Raw genomic sequence first — 23,644 nt, forward strand, 5'->3', positions numbered from 1 at the left:
ATAAATTACGGAGTCATCATGCCCTCACTCTTCGATCCCATTCAAGTCGGTGATCTTCAGCTTTCGAACCGCATCTTTATGGCGCCGCTCACACGCCTTCGCGGCACGCCCGACCACATCCCAACTCCCATCATGGCCGAGTACTACACGCAGCGCGCATCGGCCGGTCTGATCATCTCGGAAGGGACTCCGGTCGATCCCCTGGGAGTGGGCTATCAGAACGTTCCCGGCATCTGGTCGCGCGAACAGGCCGAGGCATGGAAGCCCATCGTCAAGGCCGTGCACGACAAAGGCGGACACATCTTTGCGCAGATCTGGCATGTCGGCCGCATTTCCGACCCCTCTTTGCTCAACGGCCAGGCTCCTGTAGCTCCCAGTGCCATCGCTGCGACGGGACACGTCAGCCTCTTGCGCCCGCAACGTCCGTATCCTGTTCCTCGCGCACTTGAAACCCACGAGGTCAAACAGGTTGTCGAAGCCTTCCGCCGTGGTGCACAAAACGCGCAAGCTGCTGGCTTTGATGGAGTCGAGCTTCATAGCGCCAATGGCTATCTGCTCGATCAGTTTTTGCAGGACGGCTCCAACCATCGCACCGATGAGTACGGCGGCCCCATTGAGAATCGCGCAAGGTTGTTGCTCGAGGCCACCGATGCTGCCATCTCGGTCTTTGGCCCAGGGCGAGTCGGTGTTCATCTTGCTCCCCGTGGCGATTCGCACGGTATCTCCGATTCGAACCTCACCGCGACCTTCAGCTACGCAGCTACTGAACTTGGCAAGCGCAGAATTGCCTTCATCGCAGCGCGCGAGCACGTCGGCCCTGACTCCCTTGGGCCCCATCTCAAGCAGCTCTTTGGTGGAATCTTCGTCGCCAATGAAGCCATCGACCAAAAGGTCGGTCAGCAGTTGCTCGACGAAGGAAGGGCAGACGCCGTAGCCTTCGGCAAGCTCTTCATCGCGAATCCCGACCTGCCCACCCGCTTTGCGAAGCACGCCCCGCTCAACCGGCCAGAGCCGAATACCTTCTACGCTCCCGGACCCCACGGCTATACCGACTATCCCGCGCTTGCTGAATAATCACCCATCCACAAAGGGCAGCGAACGCTGCCTTCTCTTTTCTGCATCCCATCGGATAGGCTCTGCTTCGATCTCGAAAACGAGAAGGAGACGATTCGTAATTATCGCCGCCGCGTCAAACAAGCCAACGAACTGAATTCACTCTTGGAGAGGAACTTCGTGAGATTCTCCGTGACGAACAGGACCACCTCAATGCCCTGGCAAACGGCACTCGGAATCGATACTCCTGACCCGGGAATTGCAGACGCATAATCGATAAAGCCCGCACGTGCTGCGGGCTTTATGCTTTAGTTTTTAAAAGGTAAATGCGATTCCCATCGTGAAACGGTCCTGGAGAAATTTCTTCTCTGGCCCCTCACGAATGATCATCGTGTCATACGTCGCATCCAGGTCATGCGAGTCGAAGCCCTCGTAGCTGTTCGCGATGATGTCAGGGTTCTTGCTCCACGTCTCTCGGAAGTCTGCCCGAAGCATAATGCGCGGCGTCACTCTGTACTTAATTCCCCCGCCATACTGTAGGCCGATCTGGAAGATTCCACCACCATCCAGTGGAGGCGTATTGCCGAAGTCGAATGCCGCTTTAAGCAGGCCAATATTCTTCAGACCCAGTGTGAACGGACCCGCGGGTTTCTTCAAGGGAGCGCCATTCAACGCCACAAGCTGCAACACGGGTCCCACAGCCGCATAGGGCCGCCATCGCGAGGTCGGCCGTGTCGGATGAATCAGCAGGTTGTATTCGAACTGACGCGTCACCAGGCCAACCGGAATGATATCGAGGTCATTTTCGTCAATCACGACATCCGTATCCGGAGGAATCGTCACATCCGCCGTGCCCAACCTGTACTTCACCTGCTGCCGGAAGTAAGAAAACTCGTTGGAGAAGTGTTTCCAGCTGTTGACCGTCACGGATCCACCCGCAGCCCAGCCGTCCCCTACATCGTCAGCAAGAAAGAGAAAGTAGGCATCTTTCTTCGGATCTGACGATATGTCCAGAATTCCAACGGCAGAGAGATAGCCTTCTCTCATGTGCATGTAGCCGCCTTGCAAGGCGAACTCGTATCGCGGCGGGTCCCACTTATGATCTTCCTTGGCCTTCCGGATCTCGGCCAGGTCCTCTGGACTGGGGGCCATACTCTGGTCTCCGGGCGCTCTGCGTTGCAACCCAGGATTGCTCCCATAGCCTCTGTAGTCCGAGCCGGAAGCATCGGTCTTGCGCCACGCCCCGGTATCCTGGGGAAGCTCGCTTGAGCTGCGCATAAAGTCCCGAACCTTCAAGCCACCCGAGATACCCTGGTAGATAAGGTTGCCGCGATAAAAGCTATTGCGGACGATCAGGGAGGTGTCGCGCGTCGATCTCTCCAGGCGGTTCGGTCGCGGAGCGGCCGTCTCCGGAGTCACCCTCGGATTGTCGCAGTTGTTGATCTTCAGCACCGCCGCTTCACCATCCGTCAGCAAGCGGTCTCCAGTGGAGTTGTACGCATCGCGTGGAACCCACGGACGCTCCACCATGTCCAGACTCTCCACGCAGCCCGTAAAGATAAGATCGTTGACCACCTTCGAGCGTTCATTGTCGATGTGCTGGTCGATCACATGGATAAATGTCTTCTGCTTTCTCGAAAATGCAATCCCGATATCCTGCGTCGACGACGAGGTCAGCACCGTCTTCCCGTCGTAGCGGTCTTCGGTCGGAAACACGCGAAGATGATGCCGCGCTGCAAACGTATTCGTCGTCTTGCTCAGCGTGAAGATCGGCGGCCGTTCGTCGAGCAGCAGCACCGACATCGGCGCTTGCGTGTATGTCTGGTTGCCCGTCAGCGTCTTCACCGTGCGGAAGGTCGAGCCCGCATACAGCTCATCGGTCTGTTGCCATCCTGCCGCTGTAAATGCGCGCCGCAACCCCGCAGGAGGCCCGATAAAGACAAGGTTCGTAAGGTCCGAAACCTTGTTCGATCCCTTCGTCCGCGTGCGGAATGGCAGCTTTTTCACGAACGCCTGCAGCTGTTCTCTTCCGGCAGCGTCGTGCTCCATCGGCAACACCGATGGAGGATACACGGTCGACGTGATTAACGGCTTCTTGTTCTCCAGGATCAGCTCCGTACCGCCCGGATACAGAATCTCCGACTCCGCTACACCCAGCACCGCAGGCCCAGAGGCCGAAGCGAAAACATAAGCTACGGGATCGATTCCCGCCAGTGACAGCACTCCATTCTCGACCGAGCTTCCAATCGTTCCCGTCGAGCGGATCCCTTGGATCTTGCCCTTCTCCGTAACCTTCTCCTGCGCGTTCTCCACCTCAAAGACGCGCGCATCCATCTCCAGCGTCCGTCCATCCGGAAGCGTCGCCTTGGTCCATTCAATCGTCAACGACGCCGTCTCGTGCTTGAAGCCCCAGCCCACGCTGTCGGCCTGAATGACCTTGCCTTCAAACTCTGCGCCTAGGGGAACTAGAATCTCTCCATCCACCACAACAGGAGTAATCAGGACTGCTTTGACCGTATTGCCTTCATGCGTCGTCCGCGACGAAAGATCTTCGGTCAGCCGTACAGAGATCTTCGCGCCTGCGGGTACTCCCTTCACCGCATTAAGTTCACTGATCGGAACCGAGTACTTCGCTGTCTCTCCTGTAAGGTCAAGGATCTCGCCGTTCGTGCTCCAGCGGCCTTTGCGCAGCGTGCCGTCTTTCAGCTCTGCCACCGTCTGTCCCGTCGGAAAGACCTGCATGTACTTCGGCGCAGTCTGCTCACCCTGCGGAGGTTCATAGATCGCGTGCAGGTCTGTCCCCAGCAGAACTCCTAGCTTTGCTGTCCTCTTCTCTCCGTTCGAGACGTATGTCAGGTTCTCATCATCTTGAAAGACAGGTGAACCGGCATTCCGCAGCAATCCCGGAATCGCCTGATCATCTCCCACAATCACCACAGGCGTTTCGCCGACCGGATCCGCTCCACTGAGCGCAAACGCCCATCGGTCATCATTGGCCTTCGTCTCCACCAGCGAAGCCGAGCTCATCGGAATCGTTCCCAGGTTCCGCCGTCGTCCGCTGTCCAGATCGTAGTAACGAAGGACATACCGCTTCGCATGGTTCTTCTCGTGCTGCAGCACAACAACGAGAACGCCCTCGCTTCCGCGCACCCTCCACGCAGTCACCGCATGAGGAGCAATCTTGCGGACCTTGCCCTTCTCCACCATCTGCGCCTGGCCATCTTCATGTCCGGGCTTGCGCACGATCGTGATCGGCACCAAAGAAGTAGCCTGCTTCTCCTGCCCATACCCCATCGGCACAACCAAAGCACTCAATAACAGCCAGCACAACATGCGAGAATCAACAGCCGTTCGCGGTTCCATACGGTCTCTCAGATTTTCTTTTTGAATAACGCGGGGTGAGGCCCACCACCGCCAGAAACATCATAAAGGAGCCGAAAGATGCGAGAACGGCCTAAACTATGCTCGCAGCAGCCTTTATCTACAACAAAAAAGCGGCCGGAAGACTCCGGCCGCGCCATAACTGCCACTTTCGTGTCAGATCTCCACGCGCTGAGCAAACACTCCCGCAAATGCCTTGCGCGTCGCTGCAAAGACCACTGCCCAAAGCAACGTCGTCACCAGGGCCAACGGCAATCCTTCCGGAGCCAGGAAGGCATGGAAGCAGATGATGTTCACGATCACTGGTCCTAGAAGAATCAGGGCCAACGGCACATAGCGGTTTGCTAGCAACAACACGCCTCCCAGCAGTTGCACCAGAAACACGATCACCAGGTAGTGCGAAACAAATAACGCTCCCATATACTGCCCGGCCAATCCCGTGGGAGGCTGCATCGGAATAAAGTGAAGAAACCCGTTCAGTCCAAAGACCGTAAACAGAAGGCCCAATAAAATACGTGCAATCGTAGAAGCAATCTTCATCGTTCTCTCCTTATCGCGGAACCGGACAGCCTTATGCTGCCAACGCTCTCACTTGCTCCAGGGTGGGTTTCAGAAACGCGTCGCGGTCCACAGCTCCACGGAGTACCTGCGCCGCTCCGCCTGCCGTGATGAACCGAACATCGGTAATTCCAATAAAGCGCAAAACGGCTTGCAGATAAGGCTCAACAAAGTTCAGCGCTGCAGCTGGGGTTCCGGCGTCGTATACACCGCCACTCGCAATAAGCACCGTCGCTTTCTTTCCCTTCAAGAGTCCTTCAGGACCGTTGGCTGTATAAGCAAAGGTCTTGCCGCCTCGAGCGATCTGGTCGATCCAGAGCTTCAGCACTGAGGGAATCCCAAAGTTATGCATCGCCACACCGATTAAGATCTCATCAGCCTGCTCCAGTTCAGCGATCAGGCTGTCGGACTCCGCAAGTAACGCTTTTTGCTCAGGAGTGCGCACATCGTCGGGAGTAAAGTTTGCACCGACCCATGTCTGATCGATCGGTTTCGAGGGCGACAGGCTAAGATCACGGCGAATCACCCGGCCGTCGGGGTTCTTTTGCTTCCACGTTGCTACGAACTCTCGCGTCAGCTCACGGCTGATCGAGCTTTCAAGAGGACTTGAATCGATATGTAATAAGGTCGGCATCTCTGATCTCCATAGACGACATAAGATGGATAAACCTCATTCGTCGTCTTCATCCCAGTAGACGACATTTGTTGCCCCGGCGATTCTTTTTCTCTTTGGTAGCCTCTAATACATAGACCGAATTGTTTTTCGAGTGAAAGAAAAGCGAAACTAAGTTATAAAGATTAGAAGAACTGGATAAGCTATGCCGATCTCAGACTGTGAAGTTCGCGACCCGCGCATCCGCAAGACACGCCATGCTCTCCAGGCAGCGCTCGGCAATCTGATGCAGCAGAAGAGTTTTGAAGAGATCTCTGTGCAGGACATCACTGACCTGGCCGACGTCAACCGCGCTACCTTTTACGACCACTACACCGACAAGTTTTCTCTTCTCGACGCCATGGTTGGTGGCGGTTTTCACAAGCTTCTGATTGAGCGAAACATTATCTTCGATGGGACCTGCCCATCAGCGGCCAGCGTGATTATTCTTGCCACATGCGATTACCTCACCACCAGCCATGCCCATGCGGATTGCAATAAGAACAGCGCTTTTGAACCCTTGATGGAAGCCGGAATTGTCGCCGCGATTCGACGTACCCTTCTTAAGGGAGTTGAAACCAAACCTGTTCCCGAAGGTCTTACTCCGGAGATTGTTGCCACCACCGCAGCGTGGGCTATCTTTGGCGCGGTGAAACAGTGGTTCTATACGCCGAACCGTCGGCCTGCTTCAGAAATGGTGCAACCGATTCTGCGGCTCATCTTTCCGATTCTGATGCCTGGAGGATCTCCCGATCAGCACCATCCATTGGAATCGTCCTTGGTCTCTGCCAACTAATCCCCACACCAAAATAAAAGCCCAGCAATTTGCTGGGCTTTTATTTTTTCCGACACTGTAAGGCTATTTCTGGGTGCCCGACGCATGTCGCAACTTGGAGTTGGCAGACGTTGCCGTCTTACCGGGCGTGCTGGCTGCAACCTGCGATTCCAGATTATCGATCGTCGTATACAGCTGGCTCATGTCCGTCACCTGAACCCAGGTCTTCTGGGTCACCACCCAGACCGTTGGCGTCTGAGTAATGCCGATTCGCTCGCCGAGTGTGTAGTCGGCATTGACCTCGGCATTGAACCGGCCTGCCGGATCGATGACAAAGGGCTCATTCAGCTTGTGAGACTGGAAGAACCGGCGCGTAAAGTTAGCCAGATCTTCCTTGGACGCGATGGACTGCTGGGCCGCAAAGACTGCGCCACGGAACTCATCGGCAACCTGAGGCGAGACCTTGTCCTGCAGGTAGCGGGCCGTGATCGCCGCGTCCCGGCTCCAGATATGCATCTTCAGCGGAAAGTCATAACGAACCACCGGAATCTTGTATCGTTCGGCTGCGGAGTGAACGATCGGATACGCATGGCTGCAAGCCGGACACTCCAGGTCTTCAAACTTGATAATGGCGATCTTCGCTCCCGCAGGCGGCTTGAGCGGAGAGGTGTCCTTGAAAGTATTTCCCGTATTTGGCGGGGCGGAGTACTGGGCCGCGGCTGGAAGGCAAGCGGTGGCCAGCAGAGTGGCGGCTAGAAGGATGCGGGTCATAGAGGTTGGACGCATAAAGCCTTTGTTTGTACCTGTATTGTAGATGAGTCGGGAAAGACCCAACGAACAATCAGATTTTCGCAACCCGGTTTGGGGGCAGGGAATCTAATTTCGAGAGAACACAGAAGATAGCATCGTTTTATCCGACTTTTCGATGAAAGTGGAGTTCCGTTCCTCAATGACAAGGAAGTATCTGCCGCTCGCTGCCGTCTGGCTCACCCTGATTGCGACAGCCCCGGCACAACAGACAAAGCCCGAAGAGCTGCCCTCTGCGCCCGAGCCGAACCTACCCGTTACGAAGTTGGCCGGAGGTGTTGTCATAGAACGGGCTACGTCGAATGCTCTTCCTTTGAGCATCGATGAAGCAATCGCCCGTGGGCTTGAACACAATCTCGGCATCGTACTCGACCTTCAAAACCAGCGTTTAGTCCACGGACAGGTCCTGCAGGTGAAGAACAATCTCCTGCCCAGCATGACCGCAGTCGCGAAGACCTCCACCCAGCAGGTCAATCTTGCTGCTTTGGGATTCAAGCCCAGCTCCATTAATATCCCGGGCTTCAACGGAAACTTCCCTACAATCGTAAAAGTCGACGTGACCTCGGCACAGCTGAACCTCTCCCAGCAGCTCTTCAACGTGCCAGCATACTTCTTATATCGAGCAGCGCAGCACGCCGATCAGGTTGCCTCCTGGACCACCCTCAATGAGCGTGGAACCGTGGCCCTGAACGTAGCGACCCAATACCTTCGCGCCGTCGCCGACGCAGCCGAGATCGACAACGCTCGGGCTCTCCTCAAAGCCGATCAGATCGCCCTGAATCAGGCCGTCGCTCAAAAGGAGGCGGGGGTTGGAACGAATCTGGACGCGCTCCGTGCTCGCGTACAGCTTCAGACCCAACAGCAGGCACTGATCAACGCCGAGAATACCTTCGCCAAAGACAAGATCGCATTGAATCGCCTTCTGGCACTACCCGCCGACCAGGAGCTTATCCTGACCGATAAGGCTCCCTATGCCGAATTCGCGGCGCTCCCCCTGGACGAGGCCATGAAGATCGCCTTCGAGCGACGCAAAGACCTCCGTTCACTTCAGTCCCAGATGGACGTGGCAGACCGGACTCTGAAGGCTGTGAAGTACGAGCGCTTGCCCTCGCTCTCCTTTAGTGGCGACTATGGAGTACTGGGAGAAACCCATGGCCTCTACCACGGTATCTTTTCCGCCACCGGAAAACTCTCCTTTCCCATCTTCCAGGAAGGACAGCTTCGCGGCGAGCGTGAAGTCGCTCAGGCACAGTTGAACGGCCTTCATCAGCAGATCCAAAGCCTCAAGGTCACCATCGAGCAGCAGATTCGCTCGGCGATGCTTGATGTTCAGGCTACGAATGAACAAGTCAACGTCGCTCGCAGCAACGTCGATCTCGCCACCCAGGCCCTACAGGACACGACCGATCGTTTCGCCGCCGGCGTTGACGATAACCTGCCTGTCGTCCAGGCTCAGGCCACCCTTGCAGCCGCACAGAGCAGACTGGTCGAAACCCTTTACCAGTACAACCAGGCCAAACTGACCCTTGCCCGCAACACCGGCGTCGTCGAAACCCAGTACAAGACTTACCTCGGAAGATAAAACGTATCGCTGTCTTCCCTCTGAATTGTCATTTCGACCGAAGTCCCGAAGGGACAAAGTGGAGAATCTCCGCATTCTTCCATCGTCATTCTGAGCCGCAGGCGAAGAATCCCTGTATCTTCATCTTCTGATCGCATCGACTTTATTTCTTCACCCATTCATATCGATACGACCTAACCCCACGCATCCACCCTGACAAACTTTACGTCGCGGTGTTTCTGGATCAACTTCTCTACGGCCCGCACGGTTTCAAGCCGCGGAGCACCCAGTCCGGTATGCCCACCATCGTGCAGCAGGATATTAGATCCTCGGCCCATTCGCCGGTTGCGCGCCACACCCTTTTCAACATGCGACGCAATCGCATCAGCGGAGATAGTGCGCCAGTCATAGCCCATCGCATTCCACTGCACCGAAACCATACCCAGTTCGCGTGCGGCGCGCAGCACGATTGGCCTCCTCGCTCCGTGCGGAGCGCGGAAATAATGGACGGGCTCTCCAAGAACATCCTCAAGGATGCTGCTCGTCATACCCAATTCTTCCCGGATGCGTTTTTCTGTCTGCCATGCCAGCCAGGGATGCGTGAGAGTATGGTTACCCACGAGATGCCCGGCTCCGGCGATCTCCCGAATAAGCGCCGGGCATTGCTTCGCAAAGCTGCCGATCACAAAGAAGGTCGCCTGGACTCCCGCACTGGCCAGAACCTCCAGCAAGCGAGGAGTCGCCTCAGGGTTGGGGCCGTCGTCAAAAGTTAGGGCAAACTCATTGGGAGTGGAGGGAGCGATCAGAGTCTTACCAAAGATCTGGGACCCCGGAGACAGCGCCGCCCAGGCCAGAGTCCCTCCTGCAGCCATCAATCCGATTCCTATAGCCAAAGCCGTTGGAATCGCTGGCGAAGCCACGGCCAGGGATGCAAGGTTGAATGACTCTGTTCGCACCAAAGCTCTCCTGATCCATCATCGCATTCTGCAAAGAGTCTCTTTAATCATGGACCCTCCAAAACCTTGTCAAGGCCTTAATCGACGTAAACAACACGATACAAACGAGATTTAGGTTGCAGAATCAACCTCTCCGATTCGCTATTCTATTAATAAGCAAAAAGCTCCATAAACCCCGATTCCCCTTGTTTCCATAACCCATTTGTTTTCTATATTTTGATATCTAACCGGCCTGTTTTCTATATTTTGCCGCACAGAATTCCAGTAACCGGCACAAAACAAATGGTTTATTCAAAACAAGCGACAGGGGGGCGAAAAGAAGCTAATGGGCCTGCATCCAGTCGCGCAGGATAACGGCAGCCGCGATCTGATCGATGACATACTTGCGATCTCGGTGGTCATGTCCAGAGTCATCAAGGATCTCGTTAGCTGCAACCGAGCTGAGCCGTTCGTCCCAAAGCTCCACGGGTAAACCGGAACGCGCCTGAAGCTCCTCGGCAAACTGCTGCACTTTAGCGGCCCATGGACTTACATCGCCTGACATGTGCAGTGGATTGCCGACGACGATCTTCGTCACTTCGTGCTTGCGAATCAGGCGCAGAAGACTCCGCATATCGTCACCGCGGCTCTTGCGCCAGAGGGTCAACAACGGCTGCGCGGTGTAACCCAGCGGATCGGAGAGCGCCACGCCGATGCGTGCCTTGCCGACGTCCAGCGCCATTACTCGTCCAGCAGTCATAGCTCTTAGTCTATCGGGCCACGCAATAGTGCCTGAGACTATGATTGTTCGCGAGATACGCCGATGAATAGCAAATGGCTGGAACGGCTAGGTACAGTGCGCGCCTGGATGTTAGGGGCTACTTTGATCGTCGCTGGAATCGTCTGGTTGGCAAAACGCTAGCTCCTTTCTACGAGAACAAACCTGCATTTCTTCCTGTAACCTCGCTGGCACGGCGGTGCTCTAACGATTCGATTGGGTAGAGTCCGCAACAGCGCTTGTATTCCGGTTTCATGACCCATCATTTGTTCATTAAGGAGATCTGCACATGTTCGATATGAAGAACCTCACACGGTTGAAGAAGCTGGATGAAAACGCACCCGAATCGATGAAAGCATTCTGGGAGTTTGATAAAGCGGCTTTTCAACCTGGCACCATCGATGGATTACATAAACAATTGATGGCGCTTGCGGTGGCGCTGACGACACAGTGTCCTTACTGCATCGAGTTGCATCGCCGCGCTGCCGTGCAGGCTGGCGCAACCGAACCGATGCTGGCCGAAACCGCTGTGGTCGCCGCCGCCATGCGTGCTGGCGCAGCTGTGACTCACGCAACACACCTGTTCAAAGACTAATGTTGCAGGGAACGATCGAAGTGCCATCCTTTATCAAAAAGGATGGCCTGATTATTCGGCTCCCACAAGGCGCGAGCACGCATTCCTGACGCGAAGCGCGTTTCTTGGAACGATGGGGCAGTGTATTCTGTGCGGGTGTCGAAACCAACTGGAAAATTGCTCTCTGCGAAAACCCCTGAGACCACCGAACTCTCGCGTGTCGATCGTCGTGAATTTATCAAAACGGGTTCTCTGGCCGCTGGTGCGGTCGCGTTCGGCGTGCCTGCGCTTTTGCGTGGACAGAATCTCAACAGCAAGTTAAACATTGCCTGCATCGGAATCGGCGGGAAAGGCCGGAGTGACACGGATGCCTGCGCCGGCGAGAACATCGTCTCGTTGTGCGATGTGGATTCAGGTTCCGCGGCTTATGAGACTCAGACCAAGAAATATCCGAACGCGAAGTTCTACAAGGATTTCCGCCAGATGCTGGATCAGATGGGCGATCGGATCGATGCGGTGACGGTTTCGACACCGGATCACATGCATGCAATCGTAGCGTCAATGGCGATGAAGAGAAACAAGGCTGTATTTTGCCAGAAACCGCTGACGCAAACGATCTATGAAGCGCGTTATTTGCGGCAGATGGCCCACAAGAGAAAACTCGTTACACAGATGGGCAATCAGGGCAGTGCCTCGGACGGTTTGCGTCGCGCGGTGGAGACGATCCAGGACGGACTCATTGGACAAGTGCATGAAGTTCACGTCTGGACGAACCGCCCGGTTTGGCCGCAGGCAATGGAGCGTCCAGCTGGAGAAGACCCAGTTCCTGCGACATTAGATTGGGATATGTGGATTGGACCGGCTCCAATGCGGCCCTATAAGGGCAGCCGCAATCCAAAGGATCGAGATGGAATTTATGAGCCGTTTAATTGGCGTGGCTGGCAGGATTTCGGCACCGGTGCGCTGGGCGACATGGCCTGCCACACAGTCAATATGCCGTTTCGCGCTCTAGATCTCGATCACCCGACAGAGATTGAAGCGATGCCTCTCGGCCCAATGAACAAGGAATCGTATCCCCTCGGCTCCAAAATCCGTTTCGCCTTTCCCAAACGCAAAGGCCGCATTCCCCTTGAGCATCCGCACCTGTTCCACCATTACAGAAAGATTGAGCACGACCCGGTGACACTGTGGTGGTACGACGGCGGCCAGCCTGACCCAGCAGCCCGTGGCGGCCATGACCTGAGCAACAAGCCGCCGATCGAATTGACCGCCGATATCGTCGCGCTGCAAGGCAAGGTTCCCAATAGCGGTTGTCTGCTGATTGGCGATAGAGGAACAGTGTTTTCACCGGACGATTATGGAACCAATTTCTTCGTGAAGCTGAAGGGCGAAGAAAAGTTCGTCCACTACCTCGAACACCCGGCTATGGCGCAATATCCGGAGCGGATCCCTCGCAACCTTCATCCCGGAAATCTCCTTCATCCTGCAAATCTCGTTCTTGCCCATGCGCAGGAATGGCTCACTGCTATCAAGGAAAACAAGCCGGAGATGTGCTACTCGCGTTTTGATGTCGCAGCACGTCTCACAGAGATCATGCTGCTGGGCTGCGTGTCATTGCGTGCCGGCCAGAAGATCGAATGGGACGGACCGAAGATGGTTGCGGAAAATTGTCCTCAGGCGGCGCAGTTTATACGGCGGCAAGACCGTTCCGGTTGGGATCTTTCCTGATGTACTATCCTCGACGAACCAAATAGGTATTACCGCTCAAAATGAATGGGAATAGCATATTGGCTCTGCATGTCGCGCAGTTTTAGAGCACTTCCAGAAGTTACTGGATGCTCTGGATTCCAATCCTGCTTAGTGCATATATGCCTTCTCCGCCCGTTACAAATCCTGCTTTACCGTGATCCACATGCTTATGATCACAAGCCCGAAGGCAGCGGCTAGAAAACCGGCGATAGGGAGGAGGGCATAGGTGTTCGTCCAAAGCATCGTCGCTCGGTCGAGGTAACGAGGGAAGAGCCCACTCATAAAGTCGGCTACATGCAGGGGGAAGCGTCTGAGACCGGGATAGCGAACCGCCGCGAGGTAAAAGACGTACGTGATATACGCGACGGCGAGCGAGACGTACTCACTGGGAAAGAGCACTGACGCGAGAAACGAGATGGCGTAGGTGAAGATGCCTCCTGCAGCCCATAGTGGGATGAAGCGCAGGGAGTAGCCCAGCGGGAGCTGTTGGCCAATTCCCTGCGATGCCGCGGTAACAACGAGCGACGGAATGAGAGCAAGCACAAACACCTGCAATACGCCGAGTACAGCTCGCGAGGCGATGAGGCTGGAGCGGCTGACTGGAAGCGCGAGCGTGAAGCCAAGCGTATTTTGCTTACGGTCGCGCTGTAATCCACCCAGCCCCAGAAGAAGGCAGCTGAGTTGCAGGATGCCACGCGTGGCTCCGCCGAAGATGGTCCAATGGATGTACTGTGTGTAATTGTGAACGTGCGACGTTGCATTCGCGATGGCGGGGTAGAGGCGGCTTTGAAAGAGTGTGTAGACCAGACACATCAGGGTGATGATGGCGGCGCTGAGCAGGAACCGCAAACTACTTTCACGCCAGGCTTTATACCAGAGCATATGTGCTCTCCTAGAAGTCGAGCGGCTGAATACGCCGTATAGCAAGAACAATAAAAACCGCGCTGACAGCAAGCATGATGGCTAATGCGAACCAGGGCAACGGAGCGACGAGCAGATGCTGGGTTTCGTTGAAAAAGGGCATATCCTCACCGTTGATAATGTCGAAGATGTCGAGCATGCGCAGGCGCGCGAACCAGGGAAGATTGAGCAACACACCATAGAGCATGAGCGATGGAATCGCGAGCAACACTGCGATATAGTCGCCCTCGATGCGATGGGCAAGCAGAAAAGTAAAGCCGTAAAAGATTGCACCGCAAGCAGCCCAGAGAGCGAAGAAGCCCGCCGTCTGCGCAGCCGGATAGAACTCGCCAACATAGCGCGATGTGAGGGGCACAGCGAAGATGGGTACAGCCGCGATGGCCAGCACACCACAATAACCAATAACGGCACGGGTGATCACGATACTCCGTCGACTGACAGGAAGCGCTAGCGTGAAACCGGCAGTACCGTGATTGCGCTCCTGCAACAGACCTCCGGAACCAAGGATGATGGAGAGAATGAGGAAGATATCGCGGCCGATGCTGCTGTAGACCGACTTCCAGACATAAGCGATGTAAGTCATGGGCGCGTCGGCATGGGTACGCATAGTGTGCTGATTGAGGACGATCAGCACACACGCAACAGTCATAGCAGCCATGCCGACAAGAGTGATCGTGCGAAGCTCGCGAAAAGATTTATACCAGAGCATCTTCGCGCTCCCCTTGCTGTTCCAGGCCACGCTGCTGATCCTGGCGATTTCGTTCATGCACCGTCTCCAGAAAAATCTCGCGAAGATTGACGGGAGAGATATGGATATCGACTGCTCCGCGATCACGTCCCATCTGAGAGATAGCATCGGCGTTGCTGCTGGCGAGGATAGTGATCTGACGGCCATCGCTGCGTATCTTCTCGACGCCGAGAATGGGCTCAAGTCGCGGCGCTACGGTAGAGAAGCCGAGGGAGACGCGGCGGTAGTTCTCGCGAATCTGCTCGAGCGACATATCGAGTACCGCAACACCGTGGTCGATCATCAGGATGTCGTCAGCGATGCGCTCTACCTCTGAGAGCTGATGCGAAGAAAAGAAAACCGTAGTTCCGTTGGCCGGTGCACTGACGAGCGTCTGCAATAGCTCTTCAATTGATACGGGGTCAAGACCCTCGGTGGGCTCGTCGAGAATCAGCAACTCCGGACGACGCGAGAGTGCAAGCAGGAGCGCAAGCTTCGTCCGCATACCTTTGGAGAGGGCCTTGACCTTGCGGCCAGGCGGAAGGCGGTATTCAGCGAGCAGACGACGCTCGACCTCTGGCCGCCAATCGCGATAGAAGGAGCGGGTGAAACGAATCAGCTCGGCGACAGTCATGTAACCGTAGAGACCCTTGTCTTCACCGACGTAGGCGATGCGACGACGGATCTCGATACTCTGCCTGGGATCGTCGATGCGGTAACCCAGGACAGTACCGACGCCAGAGGTAGGTCGGATCATGCCAAGAAGCATCTTGATGGTGGAGCTCTTGCCAGCGCCGTTCCGGCCAAGGAAACCGGTGATGCGTTCGGCACGAACGCGACAGTTGAGGTGGTCGACTGCGCGGAAGTTTCCGTAGTCTTTGGTGAGGTCAGTGGTATGGATGACACGCTCAGGAATCATGATTTCCTCGCAATAGCAGCCGTATGGATGAGCCGTGCTTCGAAGAGGCGGCGAATCTCATCAGCGGAGAACCCGTCATCAAGCAGTTCTTCGACGACGTCGCTGACGCGGGTTTGCGCTTTAAGCAGCTTGGCCGCCCGCTTACCGTTGCGCGGAGCCGTGATAAAGGCACCTGAGCCATGGCGCAGCTCCAGCAAGCCTTCGTGTTGCAACTCGATATATGCCTTGGCGACGGTGTTGTGGCTAATGACAAGCTCTTCGGCAAGAGTGCGAATACTAGGCATCAAATCACCCTCTTGCAGAACGCCCGTCTCAACAGCGTGGCGCACCTGTTCCATAAGCTGTAAATAGAGTGGATGACCTGAAGCGGGATTAAGTCGAAAGATCATGCCGCAAACTGTACCACAGTACTGGTACATTAAGTCAATCATTCAAATTCTTCTATCCGCAAAAATGTGTACCCTCGCCTTATATAGCCGACCCAGAACATCTATAGGCTTCGGCACAAAGGAAATTCCCTGGCCTGAGCCAGGGAATTAGATCGTTAAGACTAGGAAGAACTGGTTCTCTAGCGCCGTTTGGTGCGATGCGAACGTGCGTGATGGGAACGTTTGGCACGCGGCGAGTACGTCCATTGACGAACCGGCCCGACATCCACATGGATAAACTGTGCCTTCGGGTAATATCCCACGCCACCGGCGTCGAGCGACAGGGCGGCATCGCGCAACCGCGCAGCCGGGACTCCGGGAACACGAAGGTCGATCGCCTTGGCCTCGATGTGTTGCGAGTGCAGAGCAGCATTCGTGGTACCGCTCTCACGCAAAGCGTCATTGGTCTCCTGCGTACGATAGGCGGAAAGGATATTGACTGGGCTACCGACTTTGCCGACCTTCGCCAGCATCGTATGCAGCACATCGAAGGTGCGCGGATCGTACTCGCTCACCTCCTCGTTATGACTATCCCGGAGAAACTGATTCAGCTTGTCGAGAGCTTCGGGAATGTAAGTATCGCCGATGCGATAGACCACATCGAGGACCTCGCCGGTGTAGGTGCGCACCAGCTTCAACTCGTAGGGCTGACCGTCGGGGGTAAGCTCGTCTTCGTCGTCGGGCAGGAAACCGACAGCAGGCATCGTGACATTAACGAAAGCGTGTGCGAGCGTGTGCAGCCGAGGGTGCCTGCGGGCCGATGGCTTGCGAGAACTCGCTGCCGATGCCGGGACAACGCCCACGAGCACTACGGCAAGAAACGCGGCGAGTCTGCGCGAGCAGACAAACGACCGTACAAAATCAGACAACGAAAAAGGCAAACCGGAAACACTCCTGTAGGTATCGATACTGCATATGCAGATTGGGGGATGCAAATGCAGGTTCGCAATCTGCATTTGCATCCTACGATTGTACGAAAGAATCCGGAAGTGGGGATCTACAACAAAAGCGTAATTTTCCACCGTGGTTCCACATTAGGGACGGGGTCTGGTATTGGGCCGAAAGCGGACTTTTCTTCTGTGGCAACGGGGCAGCCTTCGGTCGGAATGACACAATGGCGGATTGTCCCGTTGCCTGCTAACTCACCGTCCTGCTATTGATACGCCTCCGGATGGATCGTGATAGAGTCCGGCGGGAAGCTCTCAGGCTTCGAGCCCAGCTGCCTGTTCGGCGTGTCGCCCATGGTCAACTCCAGTCTTCCCCCTTGTACGAGGTCGGAGTGCCGGAACCAGACGCGGTCGAGCGGCCTGCCGTTGAGCACGATCTTCTGCACATACTTGTTCTGTCGGGAGGCGTGCGGCGCGGAGATCACGAAATCTTTGCCGTTGCGCAGGTGAATCGTTACCTTCTCGAAGACCGGGCTGACGATATCGTAGGTAGGCACCGTCGGCGTGACGGGATAAAAGCCCATCATCGAGAAGACGACGAAGGCGCTCATGCCTCCACCGTCTTCGTCGCCGGGAATCCCTTGAAGCGTATCGGGAAAGAACGACTCCAGCAGCATCCGGACACGCTCCTGCGACTTCCACGGCGCGCCCAGCCGGTCGTAGATGTACGGGATCGCGAAGCTGGGCTCGTTGCCCATCGAGAACTGCCCCACCATCGAGGTGGAGTCGGGAAACTTCGCCTGGAACTCGTACTTCGAGCGCCCCAGCGGCTCGCGGAAGAGCTGGTCGAGGTTCGCCTCCGCCTTCTCCCTGCCTCCCATCATGGCGAAGAGTCCGGCGTAGTCGTGCGCGACGTCCCACGTGTAGGTGTAGCCGTTGTTCTCGTCGTAGTAGTCGCGCCCGCCCATGCCGCCGTCGAACTTCGGGTCCATCGGCTCAATCCAGTTGCCGGCGTCGTCCTTCGGCCACATCAGGGCCTTATCCACGCGGAAGAGGTTCTTGTAATTGGCGGCACGCTTCATAAAGAGTGCCTCGTCGTCGGGTTTCTTCAGCTCGCGCGCGAGCTGCGCAATCGACCAGTCGTCGAAGCTGTTGCCCAACGTAACCGGCACCGGCTGGCGCTTCTCAAACGGATGCACCTCTGCAACGGTCTCCTTCTCCCCCGGACGCAACGCAGGCATGTAGCCGTGCTGCGAGTAGAACTCATCGAGCGAGGTGCGCGGCCCCAGCCGCCACGGCAGCATGGTCACATCGAGCGAGCGCTTGCGGATGCCTTCATACGCCACCGGCAGGTCGAAGTCGCGGACGCCCTTGAACCAGGCATCGGCAAACCACGGCGCCGAGTGATTGCCGTTCATGCAGGCGTAAGGTCCCGTAAGAATGGTAAAGGTCGGCATGATGCCGCTCTGCTGATACATACGGACATACGATTGCAGCTTGTCCGCCTCCATCTGCGGATTGAGGATGGTCTGCAAAGGCTCGAGAGCGCGGAAGGTGTCCCATAGCCAGTTATCGACGTAGAAGGGGCGCGGATCGGTGTGCACCTTGTGGTCGAAGTTACTGTAGTATCGACCATCCTCGGTGATGTTGATCATGCGCTCGGAGCTGCGATAGAGCGCCGTGTAGAAGACACGCTTCTGCGCCTCCGTTCCGCCTTCGACGGTGATGCGGCCGAGCGTCTGGTTCCACTTTGCCTTGGCCGCCGCTTTGATGGCGTCGAAACCGGCTGAAGGAATCTCGTGCTGAAGGTTCTTCTTCGCCTGCTCCACGCTGATGAACGAGATGCCATAACGGAACTCAAGCGTGCGTGCCTTGCCCGAGAGTACGAGCCGCTGTTTGCCATTCGCGCTGGTCGAGGTAGCAGTCACCGGCGCGCTGAACTCGCCGTAGACGTAGGCCTTCATGCCATCGAACTGCTCCTCGCCTTCAACGATGTTGCCGTTATGCAAAGAGAGCGTTCCCGCAATCCGGTTCGCGAGCACCAGGCTGGCGCTGCCGGGGAAGGTGAAGCGGAAATAGCCCGCACGCTCGGTTGCGGTGAACTCCGTGACGTCCCCCGACGCGCGCAGCCGCGAGGAGTAGTAATACGGCGTCGTTGTCTCCTGGTCGTAGGCCGCCGGAGCGCCGTCGCCCGGCATGATGCTGAACAGCTCGCTGATGCGGTGCGAGCTGATGGTGAGCGGAAACCCGTGGATGCGGTCGTCAAGCGCGTCGGCGCGCAGAGGGTACATCCTGATCATGCTATTCGGCAGATAGACCGTGGGTCGCGTAGGCACCAGCAGAATGCCGACATTGCCGATCGTCGGATCGACATACTCCACCTGCGCGCGCATTTGTGTTGCCGCGAGAAGAACGAGGAAACAGAAAACCTTAACTACACCCTTTTGAGACCGCATCCGCCTGATAGCAATCTGTAAAGCCACGTGAAACCCTCATTGTTTGAACCAGATCATCATATCGTCTGGAAGCGGCTGCATCACACTCAACACTTTGTCATCCCGAGCTTGCAGCTCCTCCAATTGTCATCTGTCATCCTGAGCGAAGCGCTGAAAGCGCGTAGTCGAAGGACCTGCATTTTTGCTTCGCTCCCGAAGGCTGAATAGAGGGGCCAGCAGTAGCCTCAGTCCACTCCGAGGTCTTGCGCGATGCGGGCGCCGTAGAGAATCTCTTCCGGTTTTAAGGCTAGCTGATCAACAAAAACGGCCACCACAGCGTCCCATACGCTTTGGGGTGACCAGGGGAGGACTTCGGGCGGTGCTGGCAATGGCGTGTGCTTGTAGAGGAACAAGAATGTCTTTTCTTTTTGCGTGATCACAGGAAGCTCTGCCGAGGTAACGGGGACCCGAAGCGGAGTCACATTTACCTTCGAGCAGATAAGTTATAGAAGTTCCCCACGGTTCGGACAGCCGCGGCTTCATCATCTTCGATAGTTATGGCGAATAGTTCTTCTGCACGCAAGACGATCTCTACGGCGTCGAGTCCCATCGCTAGAGGTTAGCGCATCACAACTCTCCCCACTCTCCAAATTTGCAGTCCTGATCGTATTTGCACTCATTCCACCACGTTTGAGTGCAATGCGCTTAGGACTGCTACTCGCGATCATGGCCGTCAGCTACTTTGCTGTGAAGACATTTCTTTGAGGGAGACACCTTAATGAAAACAAAAAGCGACGACTCCATGAAGGAGCCGCCGCCTAATTTTGCACCGAAGGCGCGCGAAGCGCGCGTCCCGCCGAACGCGAAGTTCAGCCGATGTCTTCTGACCAGTTCTCGAGGTAGTTTTTGAAATCGGTCATGAACTTGCCGGCGTCAGCTCCGTCGACGATGCGGTGGTCGAAGCCCAGTGTGAAGCGCTGGATGTTCCGGATGGCGATCGAGTCGTTGCCGTCCTTGTCCGTCAGCACCATCGGCTCCTTATTGAGTCCGCCGATTCCGAGAATAGCGACCTGCGGCTGGTTGATGATCGGCGTGCCGAACTGCTCGCCGAAGATGCCCGAGTTGGTCAGCGTGAAGGTGCCGCCGGAGATTTCATCCGGGGCGAGCTTCTTACCGCGCGCACGGTCGGCCACATCGATGATGGCACGCGTGATGCCGAGGAAATTTCTCTCCTCGCACTGCTTGATGACCGGAACGATCAGGCCCCAATCCAGCGCGACGGCGATGCCGATGTTGATGTTCTTGTTGTAAAGAATCGCATCACCCTGCACAGCGGCGTTGACCACCGGATGCTTGCGCAATGCGACGATAGCAGCGCGGGTAATAAACGGCATGTAGGTCAGCTTTACGCCGTTACGCTGCTCGTACTTGTTCTTCTCCTTCTCGCGTAGCTTCACGATGCGGGTCATATCGACCTTGAAAACCGTGTGTACGTGCGGCGAGGTGCGCTTGGATTCGACCATGCGCTGCGCAATGATGGCGCGCATCTTCGTCATCGGCACCAGGTCGCCGGGCTGCGGCGCTGAAGCTGCCGCTGCAGGAGCAGCAGCGGGCTTGGCAGCAGGCGCTGCCACTGCGGGGGCTGCGGCGGGCTTGCCTTCGATATGGCCGAGGATGTCTTCCTTGGTAATGCGGCCCGCGGAGCCGGTTCCGGCAACCTGCGAGAGATCGACGTTGTTCTCCTGGGCGATCTTGCGAACCAGCGGCGAAGAACGTCCACGCTCGCCAGCCGAAGCAGCCGCGATAGGAGCAGCCGGTACAGGTGTTGCCGCAGGCGCGGCAGCGGCAGCAGGTGCAGCCTTCGCCGGGGCGGCAGCCGCCTTTGCAGCACCGCCACCAATGACGGCGACAACCGTATTGATGCCAACCGTGGTGCCCTCAGCAACCTTGATCTCCGTCAGCGTTCCAGCAGCGGGCGAAGGAATCTCAGCATCAACCTTGTCGGTGCTGATTTCAAAGATCGGCTCGTCGCGCTGAACCGAATCGCCAACCTTCTTCAACCACTTGGTGATGGTGCCCTCGGTGATGGACTCGCCCATCTGCGGCATCAGCACTTCGGTGCCGCCACCCGCCTCAAGAATAGTGCCTGCTGCGGCAGAATCCGCTTCCGCTGGATTGGCGAGTGTCGTCGCCGGAGCAGCCTCAGCGGCGGGAGTAACGGAATCGTTCTTTGCGGAACCGGCCGTCTCAACCGGTCCAGCCGCAGCGCCGTCAGCGTCGATAACGGCAACGACTGTGTTGATTTGCACCGTGGTACCTTCGGTGATCTTGATCTCCTTCAGGGTTCCGGCGGCAGGCGAGGGAATCTCGGCGTCGACCTTGTCGGTCGAGATCTCAAATAGCGGCTCATCGCGCTGGACACTGTCGCCCGGCTTCTTGAGCCACTTGGTGATGGTGCCTTCGGTGATGGACTCGCCCATCTGCGGCATAACTACATCTGTCGGCATGCATTTCTCCCTGAAGCAGTTGCGGGCGGGGGTTTAAACGACACTCCGTCCTGGCCCGGCTGATTAACCGAGCATACGAATGGGATTATACGGCGATTTCAACAGGACTGGCTTGGAGTCGGTGCGGTTAGCGGACGAAGTGTCCAACAAGCGGACAGATGACCTAGAAGAACATTACACCGAGGTTAACAGCGAGTAGAGCGGGCGTGCAGAGTTCATCTCTATAAGATCAATCGCCCATTTGTGTATATCGGAAATAATCTCCGACAATGTCGATCCCTTGTCTTCCCATTCGACATAGAGATAGCAGGCGGTCCAACACGCTCTTACAAAGGAGGCTCTAAATTATGAAATTGCTCACCTACCTCAACTTCGGCGGTAACTGCCGGGAAGCCTTCCGTTTTTATGAACAACATCTCGGCGGAAAGATCACTATGATCATGACCCACGCTCAGGTTCCCGGAGTCCAAAATGTTCCGGCTGACCGTGCCAATGATGTGGTGCATGCCCGTATGACCCTCGGTGAGACCGAGTTGCTGGCCTCCGACGTTCCACCCGAAGCAAACTACCAACCCATGCGCAGCGCCTATCTCTCGCTCAGTTTCGGAAGCACGGCAGAAGCCGAGCGCGTTTACGCTCTGCTTGCAGACGGTGGCCAGATCTTTATGCCCATCGCGGAGACCTTCTTCGCTTTCCGTTTCGGCATGCTGCGTGATCGGTTCGGAACCAACTGGATGATCGCCCACGAGCGCCCGATCCAGTAGCGCCCAGGATTTCAAAACTATGGTTAGATGAAGCGCCAAGAGCTGCCCTAAAGATACGATCGGTTTACAGTTCATTCAGATGAAGTACATAAGGTGGCAGGGATGGCGTTCAGCACTCTCGGCAGCGCAAGCGCTTAGCCTTGCGCTCGCAGCGATGTGGCTGCTCGCCGCCTTCACTCTCGTGGGACTGCGCTGGATCGATCCTCCGACGACCGCAGTACACGTGCAACGGAGGGTCCAGTCATGGTTCAGCTCCAGGCCGTATGAGCTGCGCTATCACTTCGTTCCGCTTACGCAGATTGCCCCCGACATACAGCATGCAGTAATCGCAGCCGAGGACGGACGCTTTTATCAGCACCATGGCTTCGATTGGCACGAAATCAAGATCGCTGCGGAAGAGGACAGGGAAGGCGAGCGCGTTCGCGGTGCCTCTACGTTGACGCAACAGTTAGTGAAGAACCTGTTCTTCGGTACGGGCAGGTCAATATTGCGTAAGGGAGCCGAGGCCTCGCTGGTTCCAGTGGCAGAGCTTATGCTCGGCAAGCGGCGGATTCTGGAGCTCTATCTGAATGTGGTGGAGTGGGGACCAGGAGTGTATGGCGCGGATGCGGCCTGCCAATACTACTACCGCGTTCCAGCCAGGCGTGTGAACCGGCAGCAGGCGGCGCGGCTGGCTGCGATTCTGCCTGCCCCGCTACGACGACGCCCGGAGAGGATGAATAGCTACAGCGGGATCATCCTGCAGCGTATGGCTCAGATGGGTTGGTAGGAGCTTGTAGGATAACTTCGTTTGCCGTGCCAACGGGAGCATAATGATCTGCGAAATCTTCTCTACTTTCCTGTGCCTCAGGTGAATCTATGAGACTCCTAGCAGGACTCATCGTAGTTGTGATCATCTTTTTCATGTTCAGACGCTTCTTCAGGGGTCGGTTGAAGCGAGAGATGCCGAAACGTGATGAAGCTCCGCCACCTCCGGCAACAACAAGCACCCATTCGTCCATGGGTACGACTGCCTCTCCACCGCCCCCCAGACCTTCGAGCACTCCGCTGCCGCCACCCATTTTTGAGAACGCTCCACATCCATCTGCGAGTGCTCCGTCGCCGCCACAGTCGACAAAACCTGTACCTCCGCCGCCGGCTCCTGCTTTACCGCATTTCCCTGCTGCGAGTGCGCCAGCGAATACGACTTCCTCTCCAGAGTCATCGGGCTACGTCGGACATGAATCGAGGGAG

Annotated in this window: 22 protein-coding genes; 7 read left to right on the plus strand and 15 right to left on the minus strand. The window is 56.4% G+C overall.

The features are described from left to right. The first annotated feature begins 18 nt into the window (after window positions 1-18). Complete coding sequence (locus H7846_RS01145) at window positions 19-1,074, plus strand: alkene reductase (protein WP_186694554.1); 1,056 nt, start codon at window positions 19-21, stop codon at window positions 1,072-1,074. A 294-nt stretch (window positions 1,075-1,368) separates the two neighbouring features. Here H7846_RS01145 and H7846_RS01150 read toward each other — a convergent pair whose 3' ends face one another. From H7846_RS01150 to H7846_RS01160, 3 genes are all read right to left on the minus strand, one after another. Beyond that, window positions 1,369-4,416, minus strand: a complete 3,048-nt coding sequence (locus H7846_RS01150; protein ID WP_186694556.1) for an LssY C-terminal domain-containing protein — start codon at window positions 4,414-4,416, stop codon at window positions 1,369-1,371. A 174-nt stretch (window positions 4,417-4,590) separates the two neighbouring features. Beyond that, window positions 4,591-4,974, minus strand: a complete 384-nt coding sequence (locus tag H7846_RS01155) for a hypothetical protein (RefSeq protein ID WP_186694558.1) — start codon at window positions 4,972-4,974, stop codon at window positions 4,591-4,593. 31 nt (window positions 4,975-5,005) lie between these two features. Next, a complete protein-coding gene (locus H7846_RS01160) occupies window positions 5,006-5,626 on the minus strand; it encodes an FMN-dependent NADH-azoreductase (protein WP_186694560.1) in 621 nt (206 codons plus the stop codon). Window positions 5,627-5,810: 184 nt separating this feature from the next. On the opposite strand from H7846_RS01160, the gene H7846_RS01165 reads away from it, so the two are divergent. Further along, window positions 5,811-6,440 carry a TetR/AcrR family transcriptional regulator gene (locus tag H7846_RS01165; RefSeq protein ID WP_186694562.1) on the plus strand — a complete coding sequence of 210 codons (630 nt, stop codon included), beginning with the start codon at window positions 5,811-5,813 and terminating at the stop codon, window positions 6,438-6,440. A gap of 63 nt (window positions 6,441-6,503) precedes the next feature. Here H7846_RS01165 and H7846_RS01170 read toward each other — a convergent pair whose 3' ends face one another. Then, window positions 6,504-7,205, minus strand: a complete 702-nt coding sequence (locus tag H7846_RS01170) for a DsbA family protein (protein ID WP_186694564.1) — start codon at window positions 7,203-7,205, stop codon at window positions 6,504-6,506. A 163-nt stretch (window positions 7,206-7,368) separates the two neighbouring features. On the opposite strand from H7846_RS01170, the gene H7846_RS01175 reads away from it, so the two are divergent. Then, window positions 7,369-8,808 (plus strand): TolC family protein, encoded by a 1,440-nt coding sequence (locus H7846_RS01175; RefSeq protein WP_186694565.1) that lies wholly within the window; start codon window positions 7,369-7,371, stop codon window positions 8,806-8,808. A 173-nt stretch (window positions 8,809-8,981) separates the two neighbouring features. Here H7846_RS01175 and H7846_RS01180 read toward each other — a convergent pair whose 3' ends face one another. Continuing rightward, entirely contained in the window at window positions 8,982-9,743 is a 762-nt protein-coding gene (locus H7846_RS01180) for a polysaccharide deacetylase family protein (RefSeq protein ID WP_255460763.1), read from the minus strand. A 322-nt stretch (window positions 9,744-10,065) separates the two neighbouring features. Then, the gene (ruvX, locus tag H7846_RS01185) at window positions 10,066-10,482 is read right to left on the minus strand and encodes a Holliday junction resolvase RuvX (protein ID WP_186694568.1); all 417 of its coding nucleotides are present in this window, start codon (window positions 10,480-10,482) and stop codon (window positions 10,066-10,068) included. Between the two features lie 307 nt (window positions 10,483-10,789). On the opposite strand from ruvX, the gene H7846_RS01190 reads away from it, so the two are divergent. Then, window positions 10,790-11,095 (plus strand): carboxymuconolactone decarboxylase family protein, encoded by a 306-nt coding sequence (locus H7846_RS01190; protein ID WP_186694570.1) that lies wholly within the window; start codon window positions 10,790-10,792, stop codon window positions 11,093-11,095. Window positions 11,096-11,251: 156 nt separating this feature from the next. Beyond that, window positions 11,252-12,802 (plus strand): Gfo/Idh/MocA family protein, encoded by a 1,551-nt coding sequence (locus H7846_RS01195; RefSeq protein WP_255460764.1) that lies wholly within the window; start codon window positions 11,252-11,254, stop codon window positions 12,800-12,802. Between the two features lie 156 nt (window positions 12,803-12,958). Here the strand turns inward: H7846_RS01195 and H7846_RS01200 are convergent, their stop codons facing one another. From H7846_RS01200 to sucB, 8 genes are all read right to left on the minus strand, one after another. Continuing rightward, a complete protein-coding gene (locus H7846_RS01200) occupies window positions 12,959-13,705 on the minus strand; it encodes an ABC-2 transporter permease (RefSeq protein WP_186694573.1) in 747 nt (248 codons plus the stop codon). A 10-nt stretch (window positions 13,706-13,715) separates the two neighbouring features. Next, window positions 13,716-14,453: an ABC transporter permease gene (locus H7846_RS01205; protein WP_186694575.1), complete on the minus strand. Its 738-nt coding sequence runs from the start codon at window positions 14,451-14,453 to the stop codon at window positions 13,716-13,718. Further along, window positions 14,440-15,390, minus strand: a complete 951-nt coding sequence (locus H7846_RS01210) for an ABC transporter ATP-binding protein (protein WP_186694577.1) — start codon at window positions 15,388-15,390, stop codon at window positions 14,440-14,442. The genes H7846_RS01205 and H7846_RS01210 overlap by 14 nt, the downstream gene beginning before the upstream one ends. Next, entirely contained in the window at window positions 15,387-15,821 is a 435-nt protein-coding gene (locus tag H7846_RS01215) for a GntR family transcriptional regulator (RefSeq protein WP_186694579.1), read from the minus strand. Before H7846_RS01215 ends, H7846_RS01210 begins: the two co-directional genes overlap by 4 nt. 137 nt (window positions 15,822-15,958) lie before the next feature. Continuing rightward, complete coding sequence (locus H7846_RS01220) at window positions 15,959-16,699, minus strand: YcbK family protein (RefSeq protein WP_255460765.1); 741 nt, start codon at window positions 16,697-16,699, stop codon at window positions 15,959-15,961. Window positions 16,700-16,971: 272 nt separating this feature from the next. After that, a complete protein-coding gene (locus H7846_RS01225; RefSeq protein ID WP_186694581.1) occupies window positions 16,972-19,161 on the minus strand; it encodes a GH92 family glycosyl hydrolase in 2,190 nt (729 codons plus the stop codon). Window positions 19,162-19,385: 224 nt separating this feature from the next. After that, on the minus strand, window positions 19,386-19,622 hold the full coding sequence (locus H7846_RS01230; RefSeq protein ID WP_186694583.1) for a hypothetical protein: 237 nt from the start codon (window positions 19,620-19,622) through the stop codon (window positions 19,386-19,388). A gap of 387 nt (window positions 19,623-20,009) precedes the next feature. Further along, a complete protein-coding gene (gene sucB / locus H7846_RS01235) occupies window positions 20,010-21,647 on the minus strand; it encodes a 2-oxoglutarate dehydrogenase, E2 component, dihydrolipoamide succinyltransferase (RefSeq protein ID WP_186694585.1) in 1,638 nt (545 codons plus the stop codon). A gap of 347 nt (window positions 21,648-21,994) precedes the next feature. On the opposite strand from sucB, the gene H7846_RS01240 reads away from it, so the two are divergent. Both H7846_RS01240 and mtgA read left to right on the plus strand, forming a co-directional pair. Beyond that, a complete protein-coding gene (locus H7846_RS01240) occupies window positions 21,995-22,411 on the plus strand; it encodes a VOC family protein (RefSeq protein WP_186694587.1) in 417 nt (138 codons plus the stop codon). 79 nt (window positions 22,412-22,490) lie between these two features. Then, a complete protein-coding gene (mtgA, locus tag H7846_RS01245) occupies window positions 22,491-23,180 on the plus strand; it encodes a monofunctional biosynthetic peptidoglycan transglycosylase (RefSeq protein WP_186694589.1) in 690 nt (229 codons plus the stop codon). A gap of 150 nt (window positions 23,181-23,330) precedes the next feature. On the opposite strand, the gene H7846_RS01250 is transcribed toward mtgA, so the two are convergent. Then, window positions 23,331-23,615 (minus strand): hypothetical protein, encoded by a 285-nt coding sequence (locus tag H7846_RS01250; RefSeq protein WP_186694591.1) that lies wholly within the window; start codon window positions 23,613-23,615, stop codon window positions 23,331-23,333. Between the last annotated feature and the right edge of the window lie 29 nt (window positions 23,616-23,644).

This window comes from Edaphobacter sp. 4G125, from assembly GCF_014274685.1.
In the GTDB taxonomy this organism is placed as follows: Bacteria; Acidobacteriota; Terriglobia; order Terriglobales; family Acidobacteriaceae; genus Edaphobacter.

Bases quoted from the DNA above. Each gene is read 5' to 3' on its own strand.
- H7846_RS01145 (WP_186694554.1), top strand. From the start codon at position 19: ATGCCCTCACTCTTCGATCCCATTCAAGTCGGTGATCTTCAGCTTTCG.
- H7846_RS01150 (WP_186694556.1), bottom strand. From the start codon at position 4,416: ATGGAACCGCGAACGGCTGTTGATTCTCGCATGTTGTGCTGGCTGTTA.
- H7846_RS01155 (WP_186694558.1), bottom strand. From the start codon at position 4,974: ATGAAGATTGCTTCTACGATTGCACGTATTTTATTGGGCCTTCTGTTT.
- H7846_RS01160 (WP_186694560.1), bottom strand. From the start codon at position 5,626: ATGCCGACCTTATTACATATCGATTCAAGTCCTCTTGAAAGCTCGATC.
- H7846_RS01165 (WP_186694562.1), top strand. From the start codon at position 5,811: ATGCCGATCTCAGACTGTGAAGTTCGCGACCCGCGCATCCGCAAGACA.
- H7846_RS01170 (WP_186694564.1), bottom strand. From the start codon at position 7,205: ATGCGTCCAACCTCTATGACCCGCATCCTTCTAGCCGCCACTCTGCTG.
- H7846_RS01175 (WP_186694565.1), top strand. From the start codon at position 7,369: ATGACAAGGAAGTATCTGCCGCTCGCTGCCGTCTGGCTCACCCTGATT.
- ruvX (WP_186694568.1), bottom strand. From the start codon at position 10,482: ATGACTGCTGGACGAGTAATGGCGCTGGACGTCGGCAAGGCACGCATC.
- H7846_RS01190 (WP_186694570.1), top strand. From the start codon at position 10,790: ATGTTCGATATGAAGAACCTCACACGGTTGAAGAAGCTGGATGAAAAC.
- H7846_RS01200 (WP_186694573.1), bottom strand. From the start codon at position 13,705: ATGCTCTGGTATAAAGCCTGGCGTGAAAGTAGTTTGCGGTTCCTGCTC.
- H7846_RS01205 (WP_186694575.1), bottom strand. From the start codon at position 14,453: ATGCTCTGGTATAAATCTTTTCGCGAGCTTCGCACGATCACTCTTGTC.
- H7846_RS01210 (WP_186694577.1), bottom strand. From the start codon at position 15,390: ATGATTCCTGAGCGTGTCATCCATACCACTGACCTCACCAAAGACTAC.
- H7846_RS01215 (WP_186694579.1), bottom strand. From the start codon at position 15,821: ATGATTGACTTAATGTACCAGTACTGTGGTACAGTTTGCGGCATGATC.
- H7846_RS01225 (WP_186694581.1), bottom strand. From the start codon at position 19,161: ATGCGGTCTCAAAAGGGTGTAGTTAAGGTTTTCTGTTTCCTCGTTCTT.
- sucB (WP_186694585.1), bottom strand. From the start codon at position 21,647: ATGCCGACAGATGTAGTTATGCCGCAGATGGGCGAGTCCATCACCGAA.
- H7846_RS01240 (WP_186694587.1), top strand. From the start codon at position 21,995: ATGAAATTGCTCACCTACCTCAACTTCGGCGGTAACTGCCGGGAAGCC.
- mtgA (WP_186694589.1), top strand. From the start codon at position 22,491: ATGAAGTACATAAGGTGGCAGGGATGGCGTTCAGCACTCTCGGCAGCG.
- H7846_RS01250 (WP_186694591.1), bottom strand. From the start codon at position 23,615: ATGACTCTGGAGAGGAAGTCGTATTCGCTGGCGCACTCGCAGCAGGGA.